The 15,231-nt window shown below is 39.2% G+C and carries 14 protein-coding genes; 7 read left to right on the forward strand and 7 right to left on the reverse strand.

The annotated features are described in order from the left end of the window. Positions 1-152: 152 nt before the first annotated feature. The gene (locus BUC21_RS00335; RefSeq protein ID WP_073398539.1) at positions 153-608 is read left to right on the forward strand and encodes a C-GCAxxG-C-C family protein; all 456 of its coding nucleotides are present in this window, start codon (positions 153-155) and stop codon (positions 606-608) included. Positions 609-724: 116 nt separating this feature from the next. Here BUC21_RS00335 and BUC21_RS00340 read toward each other — a convergent pair whose 3' ends face one another. The 3 genes from BUC21_RS00340 to BUC21_RS00350 form a co-directional block, all read right to left on the reverse strand. Beyond that, the gene (locus tag BUC21_RS00340; protein ID WP_073398540.1) at positions 725-1,171 is read right to left on the reverse strand and encodes an N-acetylmuramoyl-L-alanine amidase; all 447 of its coding nucleotides are present in this window, start codon (positions 1,169-1,171) and stop codon (positions 725-727) included. A 390-nt stretch (positions 1,172-1,561) separates the two neighbouring features. Continuing rightward, on the reverse strand, positions 1,562-1,831 hold the full coding sequence (locus tag BUC21_RS00345) for a hypothetical protein (RefSeq protein WP_245797036.1): 270 nt from the start codon (positions 1,829-1,831) through the stop codon (positions 1,562-1,564). A gap of 241 nt (positions 1,832-2,072) precedes the next feature. Next, positions 2,073-2,498, reverse strand: coding sequence for an HU family DNA-binding protein (locus BUC21_RS00350; RefSeq protein ID WP_073398541.1), 426 nt, complete (start codon positions 2,496-2,498; stop codon positions 2,073-2,075). A gap of 218 nt (positions 2,499-2,716) precedes the next feature. On the opposite strand from BUC21_RS00350, the gene BUC21_RS00355 reads away from it, so the two are divergent. Beyond that, positions 2,717-2,947, forward strand: coding sequence for a DUF4248 domain-containing protein (locus BUC21_RS00355; protein ID WP_073398542.1), 231 nt, complete (start codon positions 2,717-2,719; stop codon positions 2,945-2,947). 400 nt (positions 2,948-3,347) lie between these two features. On the opposite strand, the gene BUC21_RS00360 is transcribed toward BUC21_RS00355, so the two are convergent. After that, positions 3,348-4,760: a zinc ribbon domain-containing protein gene (locus tag BUC21_RS00360; RefSeq protein WP_073398543.1), complete on the reverse strand. Its 1,413-nt coding sequence runs from the start codon at positions 4,758-4,760 to the stop codon at positions 3,348-3,350. A 240-nt stretch (positions 4,761-5,000) separates the two neighbouring features. Here BUC21_RS00360 and BUC21_RS00365 point away from each other — a divergent pair, with 240 nt between their 5' ends. Then, positions 5,001-6,470 (forward strand): T9SS type A sorting domain-containing protein, encoded by a 1,470-nt coding sequence (locus tag BUC21_RS00365; RefSeq protein ID WP_073398544.1) that lies wholly within the window; start codon positions 5,001-5,003, stop codon positions 6,468-6,470. Positions 6,471-6,701: 231 nt separating this feature from the next. Next, positions 6,702-7,511: a PstS family phosphate ABC transporter substrate-binding protein gene (locus tag BUC21_RS00370; RefSeq protein WP_073398545.1), complete on the forward strand. Its 810-nt coding sequence runs from the start codon at positions 6,702-6,704 to the stop codon at positions 7,509-7,511. Positions 7,512-7,829: 318 nt separating this feature from the next. Here BUC21_RS00370 and BUC21_RS00375 read toward each other — a convergent pair whose 3' ends face one another. The 3 genes from BUC21_RS00375 to BUC21_RS00385 all read right to left on the reverse strand — a co-directional run bounded on the left by BUC21_RS00375 (position 7,830) and on the right by BUC21_RS00385 (position 10,653). Then, a complete protein-coding gene (locus BUC21_RS00375) occupies positions 7,830-9,281 on the reverse strand; it encodes a replicative DNA helicase (protein ID WP_073398546.1) in 1,452 nt (483 codons plus the stop codon). A 33-nt stretch (positions 9,282-9,314) separates the two neighbouring features. Beyond that, entirely contained in the window at positions 9,315-9,941 is a 627-nt protein-coding gene (locus BUC21_RS00380; RefSeq protein ID WP_073398547.1) for a hypothetical protein, read from the reverse strand. A 439-nt stretch (positions 9,942-10,380) separates the two neighbouring features. Next, on the reverse strand, positions 10,381-10,653 hold the full coding sequence (locus tag BUC21_RS00385; protein ID WP_073398548.1) for a DUF4248 domain-containing protein: 273 nt from the start codon (positions 10,651-10,653) through the stop codon (positions 10,381-10,383). 465 nt (positions 10,654-11,118) lie between these two features. Here BUC21_RS00385 and BUC21_RS00390 point away from each other — a divergent pair, with 465 nt between their 5' ends. Genes BUC21_RS00390 through BUC21_RS00400 form a run of 3 tightly spaced genes read left to right on the forward strand, consistent with a single transcriptional unit; the run spans position 11,119 to position 15,162 of the window. Beyond that, complete coding sequence (locus tag BUC21_RS00390; protein WP_073398549.1) at positions 11,119-12,690, forward strand: type I restriction-modification system subunit M; 1,572 nt, start codon at positions 11,119-11,121, stop codon at positions 12,688-12,690. Between the two features lie 2 nt (positions 12,691-12,692). Continuing rightward, positions 12,693-13,910 carry a restriction endonuclease subunit S gene (locus BUC21_RS16365; protein ID WP_073398550.1) on the forward strand — a complete coding sequence of 406 codons (1,218 nt, stop codon included), beginning with the start codon at positions 12,693-12,695 and terminating at the stop codon, positions 13,908-13,910. Between the two features lie 40 nt (positions 13,911-13,950). Next, complete coding sequence (locus BUC21_RS00400; protein WP_073398551.1) at positions 13,951-15,162, forward strand: PDDEXK-like family protein; 1,212 nt, start codon at positions 13,951-13,953, stop codon at positions 15,160-15,162. The last annotated feature ends 69 nt before the right edge of the window (positions 15,163-15,231 follow it).

A 15,231-nucleotide genomic window follows, 5' to 3' on the forward strand; every position in this document is an offset into this window, starting at 1 on the left:
AGATTCTGTATACTATAGCTTCTGGTTCAGTTTGTTAGCCATTTCTTGTGTATAAATGAACTGGAAGCGATGTTTCTTGTAATTATTAAGTCCGGGAAATAGCGCCTTTATTTTCCGGACTTTGAAATTGTAAAAAGTTTAAAGTTAGAACAATGGAAGAAAGAATAAATAAAGCTGTAGAGTTATTTAAGAGTGGGTATAATTGCTCACAATCAGTAGTTGCAGCTTTTGCCGATCTATATGATCTTACAGACGATCAGGCTTTGCGTGTATCAGCTTCGTTTGGTGGAGGAATTGGTCGTATGAGAGAGACCTGCGGAGCTGCTTGTGGAATGTTTATCCTTGCGGGACTGGAGAATGGTACAACCATTGCAAAAGACCAAAAGGGAAAAGGAGAAAATTACAAGCTCGTTCAGGACCTGGCGGCTGTGTTCAAGGAACGTAACGGCTCATTGATTTGTGGAGAGCTGTTGGGGCTAAAGAAAGATCATGCCATCTCATCTGTCCCCGAAGAACGTACAACTACTTATTTTGCAAAGCGCCCATGTATAAAGATGGTGGAAGGATCTGCCAGAATCTGGGCTGAATATCTTGAATCTCAAAAGTAGATTTCTTTGAAAAGATAAAATATTAAGAGCGAGATTCCCTGATTGAGAATCCCTCTCTTATATACTTGTATATAACTATGTTGTAATCTTGCAAGCTTATTTCTATCTATCTTTCATTACTCCCACGTTTCATCGGCTGTGTTAAAACAGGGGCATTCCTTCACACGCTCAGATGGCTCGATAATGCCGTTATAGTTTTTATCCGGACTCAAATCCCGATGGCCTACTACCTTGCAGCCGGGAAACTCTTTGAGTAACTTGCTGACCAGGGAGTGTAGTGCTATTTGCTGAGACAGTGTGCGGGTATCTGCCGGTTTGCCATTGGTGTCCAGTCCGCCTTCGTAGCAGATGCCGAGGGACTTTGCATTGTATCCTCGAGCGTGCGCTCCAACTTCATCGTGGCTCCGCATTGGTTCTACTTTGCCGTTCTTTCGGATGTAATAGTGATAGCCCCACGAGCTGAACCCTCTTACCTTGTGAGCCGAATTAATGTCTTGTGCGGTTATATCTCTATCCACTCTCGTTGCCGAGCAATGAATTACTATTAAATTTATTTCTCTCATTTTGTTTTGCCGTAATTTAATTTAAAATGCCGTAATCTTCGTTTTAATTCCCCATTAACAGGGCTTTCTGAATCTCTAATTGCCGTAATTTGTATTCCGTTTCCGTTATTAAAATACTAGTGCCGTAATTCCATTCCGGGAATCCTATAAACAAAGGCATTCTGAATCCCTAAATGCCGTTATTTATATATCGTTCCCGTAATTTATTTACGACTGCCGTAATCTTGATTCTGGAATCCCTATTAACAGGGGTTTCTGAATCTCTAAATGCCGTAATTTGTATTTTGTTCCCGTAATTTATTTACGACTGCCGTAATCTTGATTCTGGAATCCCTATTAACAGGGTTTTCTAAATCTATAAATGCCGTAATTCTGTTTTTGGTGCCGTAACTATTGCCTGTCCTTGCAACCAACTACTATACATTGCTCTTTAAGAGCAGTATTTAACTGAGCGTTCAACGTAATCATCTCCTGATACATCAGCTTCACTTTCTCGGAAAGTTCGAAGTAATCCTTTTCAAAGCGGGTTACCTGCTCCATCAGGTAGTCGAACTGACTCTTTACCAGTTCGGTGAAATCCTGTACCTGCTTGGCATCCTTCTTTTTCAGAAAAGGAAGTACCATTTGCAGAATGTTTATTATGCCATCTAAAATTTTCATATTTCTGTTTTTGTTGATTAATAACTGATTTGAAATAGGAGAGGCTGTTCCCTCAATGAATGCCTCTCCGGTTTACCCATTCACTACACTTGCTGTAAGTCACGCTTTTAGGAAGAGTCCCGGAATTTACCGGATGTTCTTTATCAATGCGGACTTAGAAAAGTACTTGTGTACCAACAGCCTTATTTGCTTATCGCTGTTGGTAACACAGAGTACTCTTTTCCAAAGCTACAGTCTACTGCTATCCCACCTCGTTACCACCATTGGTAACCTTTACCGGAAGCTTGGCCACTTGCGTATATGCAAGCGTTTTTTGCATATTGGTGAGCAACTTACCTGGGCGGAAACTGATTCTGGTTCCGCGAATCATGGAAGATACGAACTCATCTTCGGTAGTGGCACCGTTGCTTCTCACCCCAATCTGGAAACTACCGAAGTTACCCAGACGAACAATTCTACCCTCGGCCAAAGCCTTTTTCATCGATTCCAAAATTGCTTCCACTGCTGCTGCCACATCGGCACGGGTTACGGTGCATCGTCCGTTTACCTCTTCGCAAAGCGAATCAAAATCCATTTCACCATACGCCTGTGCGTGTGCGTAATACTTTCCCGGTTCCGAAGATTTAGACGGATTCTTTCTCATAACTACTGAATACTTTACACTCATTTTCTTTACATTTTAGTTGATTAATACTGCGGTAAAGAGCTCTTATCCTTTCTTGTTAACACTACAAAGATAGGGCATGGCGGGTGAACGGAAACAGTAGAGTGTATTAGGTGTAATTGGTTTGAATTAATTACAATTATCAGGCGTTTTATTGCCTTGAAAACTTGTTTAAACGGGCAAAAATTGGTAAATTTACGGTAAGAAAATCAAGAAATAGTATGATAAAAACAGAAGAAGAATTTAAAATCCGGGCTTATACCAAGGTAGAACTGGCTTGCCTTTACAATCCGCACATGACTATTCCCGGAGCCTTGCGCATACTTGCCCGCTGGATAGCCGGCAACACTCAGCTAACAGCCGAGCTTTGCGCTTTGGAATACAATCATCGTAACCGCATTTATACGCCACGCCAGGTAAAGGCGATAGTAGACTATTTGGGAGAACCTTAGAAAGAGAATTCTCGGAATTTATTTTAGGATTAGAAGGAAAGGGGTAGAGTAAGATTAGTTCTCTGAGAGTTCAATTATAAAAAAGATTTCGGATAGATTTAAAGAAAAAAGATAGGCCGGTGCTATAGCTTTGGGTAGGCTTCGCTTTTAGTGTAGTTCCTTTTTGGAAAGAGTTCCGCCTTAAAAAAGCATTATACTTTAATGTGCTATCGCTAGCTTCCCCTTTTAGAGTATATTCCTTTTAGAGAGTCCTTTTTGGGGATGCCCCAGCTAACTCCCCTTTGCAAAAGTCAATAAAAAATGAGAGAGAAGAACTTCACAGCCCTTCTCTCTCTAATTCAATTAAACAAAATTTATAAAATTTATCAATTTTATAAATACATAAAAAGAAAAAAAGATCTTATAGAGTACTGTTACTCTTATTCGATATAATAGATGTAATCTTCTGATTACTATTTACCACAGCAGTAACATTCATGCTCGAAGTGTTTGTTTTAGCAGCATCTTCGCGATCATAAGTTACATCAATAGGGAATGTTACGTGGAAATTACCACTCTCATCCTTAGTTACTTTAAAGCTTGCATCATTAATCTTAATGTGCACCTGTTTAATATCCTTAGCATACATCTTCTTAATGTTTGCCTGAATATCACTCTTGCTGGCATTCGAAATACCATAATATTTAGGAGTAACAGATTCAAAGAAATCAAGAACAGAACTTTCGTCTTTATTTTCTACGGCAGCGTAGTAATTAGAGAAGAAACTCTTCATGCCCGAGATCTCTTCAGCTGTAGGAACCGAAGCGGCAATCTTTTCGTTAGCCGACTGAGCTTCGCCAACGTGTGCACCTTCCGGGTGAGCAGCAAGGTATTCGGCAAATGCTTCGGGAGTGTTCTTTTTGGTAGCTTTTACCCAATCCAGAGAGTCGATGCTGTTTTTAGCCTGATCTACATACATACCCTGAGGGAACTTCTTCAGGTATTGTTCGTAGCTGTAAACATCGCTAGACGACTGAATTCTGCCCCAGAAATCTGTTTCATCTTTTTGAAGCTTCATAAGCATTTCCTGAGCATCCATAGAGTGAGCACCATCAGGATAATCTTCCAGGAACTGATTGTAGCAAGATACGGTATTTGAATCTTTAGCAATTTCCCATGCCTGGTTTTCTTCTTCTGCAGTAAACGATTTGCGAATACTCATTGCAGCAACAACAGCAATAGCGATAACTACCAAAACGGAAATAACTGTGATACGAGTCTTACGGCGTGCTTTTGCCCGCTTAATCTCGTTGCTTAGGTTGAGCAGAGCCTGACTGTTTGGAGCAAACTTCAGCGCTCCATCAATCTCAGCCAATGCTTTTGCATATTCCTTAGCCTGGAACAGCTCTTCAGCCACTTTTTGTGAATGATCGCAGATGCCCGATACAATCGCAGCTTCAAGCTTTAAACATTCTGTATTGTTTGGAGCAGCAGAGAGTGCAATGTTAATCTTGTCGTAAGCAGAAACATACTTCTTTTTCTCGTATAGTTCTTTTGCTTCAAGAAATACCGGACCAATTTTCTCCAATACCTCTTCGCTGGCTTTTATGGCCGGTTTCTGAGGAGCAGGGCTTGCTTCAACGTTCTTAACTTGCTCTTTAACTTCTTGCAATGGGAAAGCACATTTAGGGCATGTCTCGGTTCCTTTAGGAACTACTGCGCCACACTCCGGACAAGGGATAATGTTGCCGGCTATTGCCAATCCGCAATGAGGACAATTTGGGGCTTTGTCAGATACCGACTCGCCGCATTCTGGACATTTAATTAAAGCCATATTTTTATCGCGTTTTAAATTATAATATTTGCATATTTTTTTCCGGGTGCAAATTTATTCATATAATTCCAAATACAAATTATTTATATACAAATTATGAATATTTTCAATAGATAAATAGAAAAACAGGTGCTTATGCTGAATTAAGCAAACAAAGATTGCAGGCTGTGGAGAACTAAACGGGCAGATAAAGTGTTTTTATATAACTATATACTATAAACACTTTTAAATAATTTGACTATGAAAAGAATTCTACTCGCATTACTTTTCACCCTTGCCGCCTTGTTTGTTTACGGACAAATTAACGACAGTGGAATATTAAGTTTACTAAAAGCCCGGCAGCAGTTAAAAGGGCTCGATAAACAAGAACTTCAGCTGAAACAAGATCTTAAACTTCTGGAAAAAAGCGTATCTCCACAAAGTCAGACTCTGAGAGATGCAACGACCAAACAAAAGCTCGACAGTGTTGTATTGTTTGGGGTGAGCAGTGACCCTTCAGGATGGGAAAAAACGTCTAAAGATGAATACATTTACGATTCTGAAGGAAAATGGATAACAGGTATTTATTACAACTGGAATAATGCCACCAAGGTGTGGGTAAATGAGTCGAAAGACGAATACAAGTATAAGGCCAATGGTAAATGGGATGTAGCTATCAGTTATAAATGGATTTCTGCAACTAGTAATTGGGAGAATGATGCAAAACAAGCATTTACTTATAATGCCGGCGGATATGCTACCCAAATACTTTTTTATGACTGGAATAACGATATTAAAGAGTGGGTTAACGACACAAAATTCGATCTGACTTATAACACCGACAATACAGTTAAACAGTTTCTTGTTTCCAGTTGGAGTACTACTGCCAATGATTGGGAAAATAGTATGAAATATGATTATACTTATACTAATGATAAACTTACGCTAGTGCTTGCCTCCATGTGGGATACCGATACTAGTGACTGGACCACTGCCATGAAATATGAATACGAATATGACTCTGGTGGCAAAATTACAAGAACTACATATTCAGTTTCTACCGGTACCAGCTGGATGGCTATGACGAAGTACGAATATACTTATGATACCAATAACCGTATTGCAACCGAAACGCGCTCTGACTGGAACATAGTAACTCAGTGGACTTATGCTGAAATGTACGAGTATAAATATGATGCCAATGGAAATAACACAGAATACTATACTTATAAATGGGAAAATGGCCAGTGGGCGAAGCAGACAAAAGAACTCACTACTTTTGATTTGAATTATACCTACGCCGATTTAATATTACCTTCCGGATATTCCGTATTTTTTAGTCCTTATACTTTAGCAACGGTATCGGGAGGTATGAATAAGCCTCTTCAGGATATAGAATATGCCTGGAATACCGGAACAACTAACTGGGACAATAAATCCAAAACCATTTACTATTATTCAGCAGGACCCGGTACGGGAGTAGTTGAGCAGAAAGCCGATGATGCATCAGCCATAACAATCTACCCAAATCCTGTTGCCAACGCATTCAACCTGAATACCACTGAAAGTAACGTGCAGATATCTATTTTCGATTTAAGCGGCAGTCTGCTTCTTTCAAAACAGATATCCGGCAGCGATCCTGTTGATGTAAGCTTCTTGTCGGAAGGCATTTATATGGCTAAGATTGTTACAGAGAAGGCTACTGTAACCCGTAAGTTCGTAAAAAGATGATGTGCGTTTAGTAAATACTTTTTTTCATTTTTAGACTATGAAGGGGGAAGGAGAGCACGGCGGTTCTTTGCTTCCCCCTTTTGGCTACGGTAGGCGGCTGCGGCCTCTTAAAAGAGCATTTTGTAACACAATAGTAACATAAATGTATTTAAAGTGTAATTGATACGAAATAACTATGAAATCTGTTTGAGGTTAATTTGCAATATCAAAAAAATAACAAAACAATTGAAGATGAAAAAGATTTTTTTAGCAATAGCATTAATCAGTGTAATGGCTCAGGGAGCATTTGCACAACGAGTTAAGGGAAGTGATACAGTGTTACCGGTAGCTCAGAAATGGGCAGAGAACTATAACGCTACCAAAGGCGCAAAAGTAACAGTAACCGGAGGTGGTAGTGGTGTAGGTATTTCGGCATTGCTTGCAGGAAGTACAGATCTTGCTTCTGCTTCACGTAAGGTAAAATTCGACGAGAAACTTAAATTTAAAAGCGCCGGTAAGGTGCTTGTAGAGAAAGTTATTGCTTATGATGCCCTGGCTGTAGTTGTAAATCCTAGCAATAAAGTAAGTCAGCTTACCCGCGAGCAGTTAGAAGGTATCTTTACCGGTAAAATAACCAACTGGAAACAAGTAGGAGGTGCCAATATGCCTATTATTGCATACTCAAGAGAAACCAGCTCGGGTACTTACGAGTTCTTCAAGGAACACATCTTAAATAACAAAAACTACAAGAAAGATGTCCTGTCAATGCCTGCAACCGGAGCAATTATTCAGTCGGTAAGTCAGACAAAAGGTGCCATTGGTTATGTAGGCCTGGCTTATGTTTCCAAAAACGTAAAAGCTCTAAAGGTATCTTATGACGGAAAGAAGTTTGTTGCACCAACTGTAGCAAATGCAAAGAACAAATCATATCCGGTGGTTCGTCCGCTATTCATGTACTACATCAAGAAAGACGAAGCCAAAGTAACTCCATTCCTTAATTTTGGACTATCTCCTAAAGGTCAGAAGATGGTAGATCAAGTAGGATACATTTCAGCGAAGTAATATTCTCCAATATAATATAGTTTGATAGTAATAGAAAAGCAGGGATCTTTCCCTGCTTTTCTGCGTTAGATACTGTTTGATCTAACGGCTTTGTACTGGTTAGGTAATTACTATGTCAGATGCCTGAATGCACGCCTCAGTCCTTTATTGGAAACCTCTTTAACAGTTGGTTTGAAAGACTATTCAGGCATATTTATTTTAGTTGAATAGTATTGTTGGTCGAAAGGTAGGTGTTGTATTTTCCCCCATCTGATTGATATTGCATTTATTTTGAAGTTGTATAACTTTTGATTTACTATTATTAAACTCACTGCCTGTTTACTTAGTAAACAAATTTCCAATCTCCGGCAGAGGTTGTTTTTCCGGCTCTTGCGTTTGCGCTACGTTCTTCTTGTTACTGTTGCGCACAAGCTGCTCCATTACCGGAACATAATCCTCAATCTTCGTCATACTCTTGTTGTGCGAGAAGTACACATTGCCCGTCTGCCCGTTACGATGCTTGGCGGCAATCAGTATCCCCAGGCCATCCGTAGGATATCCGCTGTCCTTGTCGGTTGCCATGCCACCCATGGCAGGGCGGTAGAGTAGCAATACCAGATCGGCATCCTGTTCTATGGCACCACTCTCGCGCAGATCTGCCAACTGCGGACGCTTGCCCGGTCTTGTTTCCGCATCACGATTCAGCTGACTGAGCAGAATCACGGGACAGTCGAGTTCCTTGGCAATCATCTTTGCCTTCCGGGTAGCAATGGCCACGTCCTGCTCGCGGTTGCGAAACCCCTTGTCGCCCGTTCTCATATCACTAAGCTGCAGGTAGTCGATAAACACAATGTCGCACTTGCCCTTGCTCTTTAGCAAACGAGCCTCCGCCCGGATATAATCCATGCTCATCGACGGATTATCATCAATCCGCATTGGCAGACGAGCCAGTTCTCTGGCCGTTTCTTGTGCCGCTATCCACTCCTCCGTGCCGGTTTGCCCCGTGCGCCAGTCCTGCGGATTGATGTCACTCTCCAGCAAAATAAGTCGGTCGCCCAGTTTTTCGCCCTGCATCTCGATGCTGCAAAACAGCGCATTGAATCCCGCCTGAGCTGCCACTTTAGCTAGAAACAGCGCCACCATGGTTTTACCCACCGACGGGCGAGCCGCTATGATGTTGAGATCGCCATTCTGCCAACCCGCCGTGAGCTCGTCCAGCGCCTTTATACCCGTAGGAATGCCCGTAACCCCGTCTTTCGACTGATCCCTGCGGATGGCAGCCAGATTAACGGTATCCTTCATCAGCACATCCATTTCGCGGAGAGACCTTGTCCAGCTGGAATCCTTCCCAATCTCGTCCAGCATCTGCTGCGTGTTGCAAATCACATCCTCGGTATAGAAAGTCAAGTCCACAGCCTTGCTCAGCGAATCGCTCAGTCCCTTTATCAGTTCCCTGCGAATAAAGTAATCCTTCAGCGTCTGCGAGTGCGTTTCCAGGTGAGCCGAACTAGCCACCCTGCTGCTCAGCTGCACAATGGCAAACGGTCCGCCCACCTCCTCCAGTTTGCCTCGCCGCTTCAGTTCCTCGGTCACAGTGATAATATCAATGCTGCGCCCCTCGTTAAACATGCCCTCAATAGCGCTGTAAATCTGTTGATGCTTATCATCGTAAAACATTTCCGGGCGAAGGTACTGACTGGCAATAGGCATCGCCTTGGTTTCCAGCAGTAAAGCACCCAGAATGGCTTCCTCATAATCCAGCGCAAAAGGCATGTTTATATTTTTGTTCATAGTAATATTTTATCTATATAATTATTTATAAAATTACTCGTTAAGAAAAGATTTGTCTCTTAAGTACCTAAAACCCCGCTTAATGTACTTCGTATCCTCAAGACTGTGGTAGTAATAGTTAATCTGCTCCAGGGCAATTCTGCGTTCCCTCAGTGTTAGTTTTGACCACTCCCTACGGGCTGCTTCAACCTCCCTTTTAGGTGTTTGGGTAACCTCGTGGTACGTATTCCAGAATACATCGAAACTCTCGTCTGTTTTGGTTTTGCGCTTTTCCTCATTAACCTCTTTGCACTTGCTAGTCCACAGATCGTAGTTTACCACACGTATAATATTTAGCCCATTCTCCATCGGGATAGTCTGAATCAGTTTGTTCTTCTCCATTCTGGCAAAGAAGCGTCTGGTTTTATGCCGCTTCCAGTGAAATAATTCGGCCCATTTATAGATGGAAATCATCGATTCGCCTCTGTGACAAATAATTTTCTCGTTGTAAATAGTAGCTACCGTATCCTTAAAGTTTACTTTGGTTAAAACCATTAAGAAAGCTTCCAGGTAACTCAGTTCATTGTCTTTCTGTTTTAGTGACTCGAATAATAACTTTTTAGGGATTAATATATATCCACTTGTTAGCGCATTGTAAGGCAAAATTTCATTCTTTTCCATCGATTTAAATTTAATTTTTAGTTGGGCTCAAAACGGTTTATTTGTTTGTGTGGTCAAAAGTATGGAAAGATAAAACACCCTCCAAATAAATGGGTTAAATCGGGGCAAAAAGGGTAAAAGTAGTAAAAAGCGTTGGTTTAAGATAAAAAATGGAAAAAGCAGATATTTAGTGATTTAATGATATTGGATTTAACTTTTAAAGCGAAAATGATGAACAAAAAGCGGGCCCACAAATGGGCCCACTTTTTGCTCTTGTATGTTGCTGATTTATAAGTTAATATGAACGTGATTTAAAAAGAGAGGGCCCGGTAAAGGGCCCCGAATAAATAAAAGATTAAATATATTGTTTATAATAAATTATAAACCGTGCAATTTGCTTCGATTTAATGTAAAAACCGGTTATGCAGAAATTTAAAAAACGGACAAAAAAACATTCATGCTAATCTTTGGCGTGTTTTGCTTTGTAAGCTTCGGGTGTGCCCCAGTAGTAAAATATAAGTTTAGCCTGTATGGGCGTAAAGTATAGGCTCTTTTCGTTGTAATCGGCTTCCAGTAATTTTTCATAAAGCATTTTAGATTCTCTGATTCTTTTGCGCAGCATCTGCATGGCACTTTGAGTTTTTTGGTAATCAGGAAAATAGGCTTTCGCAATTTCCGAGACTCTTATACAAGTATTGTTATCTGGCGAGAAGGATAGGTCTTTTTCAATCATCCTGTTAATGTGATTTTAAAGGTTAATAAATTAATTGAGTTCTCCTGAAACTTAAATTTTTCAAGAGGAGTGCAAAGATAAATAAATAAACTAAATATAAAAATTATGTACATAAAATATCATGTTATTTAATTAAAAAATAAACTTAAATATAAAAATAAATTTTAATATTATGTAGAAGAAACTTCTATATTCCATAAAATGATTCGGACGTAATTTTGTGGTTTTAATGCAATTACAAGTTTTTGCGTATTGAAATTTATTCTATTTTCCAATACTTTTATTCGCCAATAATTTTTTTTCATTGGCGAAAGAATTTTTTTTATTGGGGTTTGGTTGGGGAGTATAAACTGATTAAATAAAAATCTATATCGGAATCCTATTTTTTATCTAAAACAGACGGCTGCTGAAGTAATATTGTGTATATTTGTAACAAATAAACACGATAAAATCAGAAAATAAAATATGTCCGAAGATCATAAAAAACAACTGGAGCAACAACTCTGGAACATTGCTAATACGCTGCGTGGTAAAATGAATGCCGATGAATTCCGTGATTACATACTGGGGTTTATTTTTTATAAATATCTGTCAGAAAAGATGTGTAGTTATGCCAATTCAATACTGGACCAGGACGGCATAAAGTATCTCGATATTCTGGAAAACAGTGAAACAGGCCGTGAATATCTTGAAGCCATTAAGGAAGAATCGCTCGAAAAGCTGGGATATTTCCTTAAACCGAGTGAATTGTTTAGTGAAATTGCAAAGCGCGGAAATAGCGACAAAGAGGGCGAAGATAACTTTATTCTGGAAGACCTCAGGAAGATTCTTACCAACATTGAGCAAAGCACAATGGGTACGGGCAGTGAGGACGATTTCGATAATCTGTTCGAGGATATGGACCTCACCAGTACCAAGCTGGGGCGCACCGAGTCTGAAAAGAACACTCTGATAGCCAAAGTGCTTGTTCACCTCGATAATATTGATTTCTGCATTGAAGATACCGAACTAGATGTGCTGGGCGATGCCTACGAATACCTTATCGGTCAGTTTGCCAGCGGAGCAGGGAAGAAGGCCGGAGAGTTCTACACCCCGCAGGAAGTAAGTAAGGTGCTGGCAAAGATTGTTACCACGGGCAAAAGCCGACTGAAATCTGTGTACGACCCTACTTGCGGCAGTGGTTCTTTGCTGCTAAGGGTAGCCAAGGAAGTGGACGAGGTGAATGAGTTCTGCGGACAGGAGATGAACCGCACCACCTACAACCTTTGTCGCATGAATATGATTCTGCACGATGTGCATTACCGTAAGTTCGATATCCGTCAGGAAGATACGCTGGAACATCCGCAACACCTCGATAAACGCTTTGAAGCGGTGGTGGCAAATCCGCCTTTCTCGGCAAAGTGGAGCGCAAATCCACTGTTTATGACCGACGACCGCTTTAGTCATTACGGCAAACTGGCTCCATCAAGCAAAGCCGATTTTGCCTTTGTGTGTCACATGGTTTATCAATTGGCCGAAAACGGTACCATGGCTGTGGTATTGCCTCACGGAGCACTGTTTCGCGGTGGAGCCGAACTGCAGATTCGCCAATACCTCATTGAAGAGCGTAACTACCTGGATGCCGTAATTGGTCTGCCGGCAAATATATTCTACGGCACAAGCATCCCCACCTGCATCCTGGTATTCAAAAAATGCCGTGAGAATCCGGGCGATATCCTCTTTATAGACGCCAGTCAGCACTTCGAAAAGGTAAAAACGCAAAACATGCTGCGTGACGAGGACATTGAAAAGATAGTCTCCACCTACCGCAACCGCACCGAAGAAGATAAATACAGCAAGCGTGCATCGCTGAAGGAGATAGCCGAGAACGATTACAACCTCAACATTCCCCGCTACGTAGACACCTTCGAAGCCGAAGAGAGCATAGACCTTGAACAAATCTCCCGAGACCTGGTAGAGCTGGACAAGCAAATGACCGACACAGATAATACCATCGCCTCCTTTTGCAAGGAGCTAAATATCTCAACACCGTTCTAATCATGGAAAAGAAAACGAATGTACCGAAGTTGAGGTTTCCTGAATTTGAGGGGGAATGGGTTGAGAAGAAGTTGGGGGAGATAGCGGAAATAAATCCAAAATCGGGTAGTCTGCCGAATTCTTTCATTTATATTGATCTTGAAAGTGTCGTAGATGGACAATTATTGAAAGAAGAAAGAATCGAATTAGTCAATGCCCCAAGTAGAGCACAAAGACTATTAAGTGAAGGTGATATACTATTTCAAATGGTTAGGCCTTATCAAAAAAATAATTTATATTTTGATTATAATGGCGAATATGTTGCCTCTACAGGTTATGCTCAGATAAGAACAAATAATAATCCTCAGTATATATATCAATATATACATTTTCAGCAATTTACCGATAAGGTAATAGAAAGATGTACTGGAACGAGCTATCCAGCTATTAATTCAACTGACTTATCAAATATAAGAATTGCAATCCCAATTCTTCCCGAACAAACAAAAATAGCCTCATTCCTCACCGCAGCAGATGACAAACTCACCCAACTGAAAAAGAAGAAAAGCCTTTTGGAGGAATACAAAAAAGGAGTAATGCAGAAAATCTTTTCTCAGGAATTACGGTTTAAAGATGATAATGGAGAGGACTTTCCGGAATGGGAAGAGAAGAGTTTGGGGGGAATTGGTGAAACATTTAATGGCTTGTCAGGTAAAACAAAAGAAGATTTTGGTCTTGGTAAACCATATATTCAGTATAAACAAATTTTTGATGATTCTAAAATAGATATTTCAAGATTTGGTTTCGTGGATATTGGCGATAATGAAAATCAGAATAGAGTTCAATTTGGTGATGTATTCTTTACTATTTCATCTGAGACACCTAATGAAATAGGTACAGCCTCTGTTTTATTAGATAAAGTGGATGATTTGTATTTGAATAGTTTTTGTTTTGGGTATAGAGCAAGCTCACTTGAAATATTAAATCCCTACTTCTCACGATATTTATTCCGAAATGAATTATTTCGAAATGAGATTGTAAAATTAGCTCAAGGAAGTACTAGGTATAATATGTCTAAAACTCAATTGTTAAGAATATGTGTTTCTATTCCTTCTCTCCCCGAACAAACAAAAATCGCCAATTTCTTGTCAGCAATAGATGAAAAGATAAACCATTGCAGTAAGCAGATAGAGCGAATGGAAGAGTGGAAAAAGGGATTGTTGCAGCAAATGTTTTGCTAAATATCTAATTTTAAATATATAACAATCTTAAAAAAGTATTATGGTAAACACAAAGGAAGTAGATCGGCTTTTAAACAATGTAAAGAAGCTATTTGATCATAAGAAGAAGATTGAGAAACTAAAAGGAGAAACATTTAATGTTTTTTCCATTCTAAAAATGGAAAGAATGGAAAATAATACTCATTCTGCATTTATTAAAGAACTTTTAGACCCCAAGGGCACTCACCTTAAGGATGGAATTTTTCTAAAACTTTTTTTAGAATGCATTGAGAACTCTGATTTAGATGTAACAACTGCAAAAGTTGAATTAGAAAAGCACATAGGAACTAGGGATGATAAAAATAAAACAGGTGGAAGAATAGATATATTTATATCTGACGCAAAAGGGAATTACGTTTCTATTGAAAACAAAATTGATGCTCAAGATCAGAATGTTCAAATAGAAAGATATTGCAATTATAAAAAAGGAGAGAATAAGGTTTATTATCTGACTCTTGATGGTAAATCTCCTGATAAGACAAGTTGTGGGAAGTTGGAAGCTGGTACTAATTATTACTTACTTTCTTATAAGAATCACATATTAAAATGGTTGGAGTTATGTTTGGAAAAATCAGTAGATGATCCAATATTACGAGAGTCTATTAAACAATACGCAATTTTAATAAAGAAAATAACTTATACTATGAATAACGAGGAAGAAAAAGAACTAATTGACATAATGTTAAAACATTACGAAGAGTCATCATATATATCATCAAATTTTAATAAGGCAAAACAAGCAATCACGGAAAAGTTTAGAATTGATGTCTATAATGAATTAACTAAGAAATTGAAAGATAAATATGTGATTGTAAAAGGATTTAATACTAGTAAACCTAATTCTCAGATTTGGATTAAACCCACACAAACACTAGAATCATATTTATATTTTGGAATTGAGGGTTTTAGTGGGGAAGGTCATTTTAACGGTCAACTATTTATCGGAACTTTTAATAAAAAAGCACCAGATAAAAGTAGTTATGCTGATGTTGAAGGCAACGAAAGTTTTTCAAACTGGTGGATAAATGTGAGACAATTTGAGAATAATGAAAATTACATATTAAATATGAGTAACCCTGAAACGATTACTTATATTATGAATGAAAAAAATCGTGAAGGACTAGTTGATTATATGATGAAACAAGTAGAACAGTATTTAAAAGAACAAACACCTCTTCTAGTTGATTTTATAAATAAAAATAAAATAGTGTAGTGGTATCTGTTTTATAATGAACAGTTTGTATTTGTGCAACAAGCTGTTGCACAAATACAAAGTTAAATT

The sequence above is a fragment of the Bacteroides luti genome, from assembly GCF_900128905.1.
Classification (GTDB): Bacteria; Bacteroidota; Bacteroidia; order Bacteroidales; family Bacteroidaceae; genus Bacteroides; species Bacteroides luti.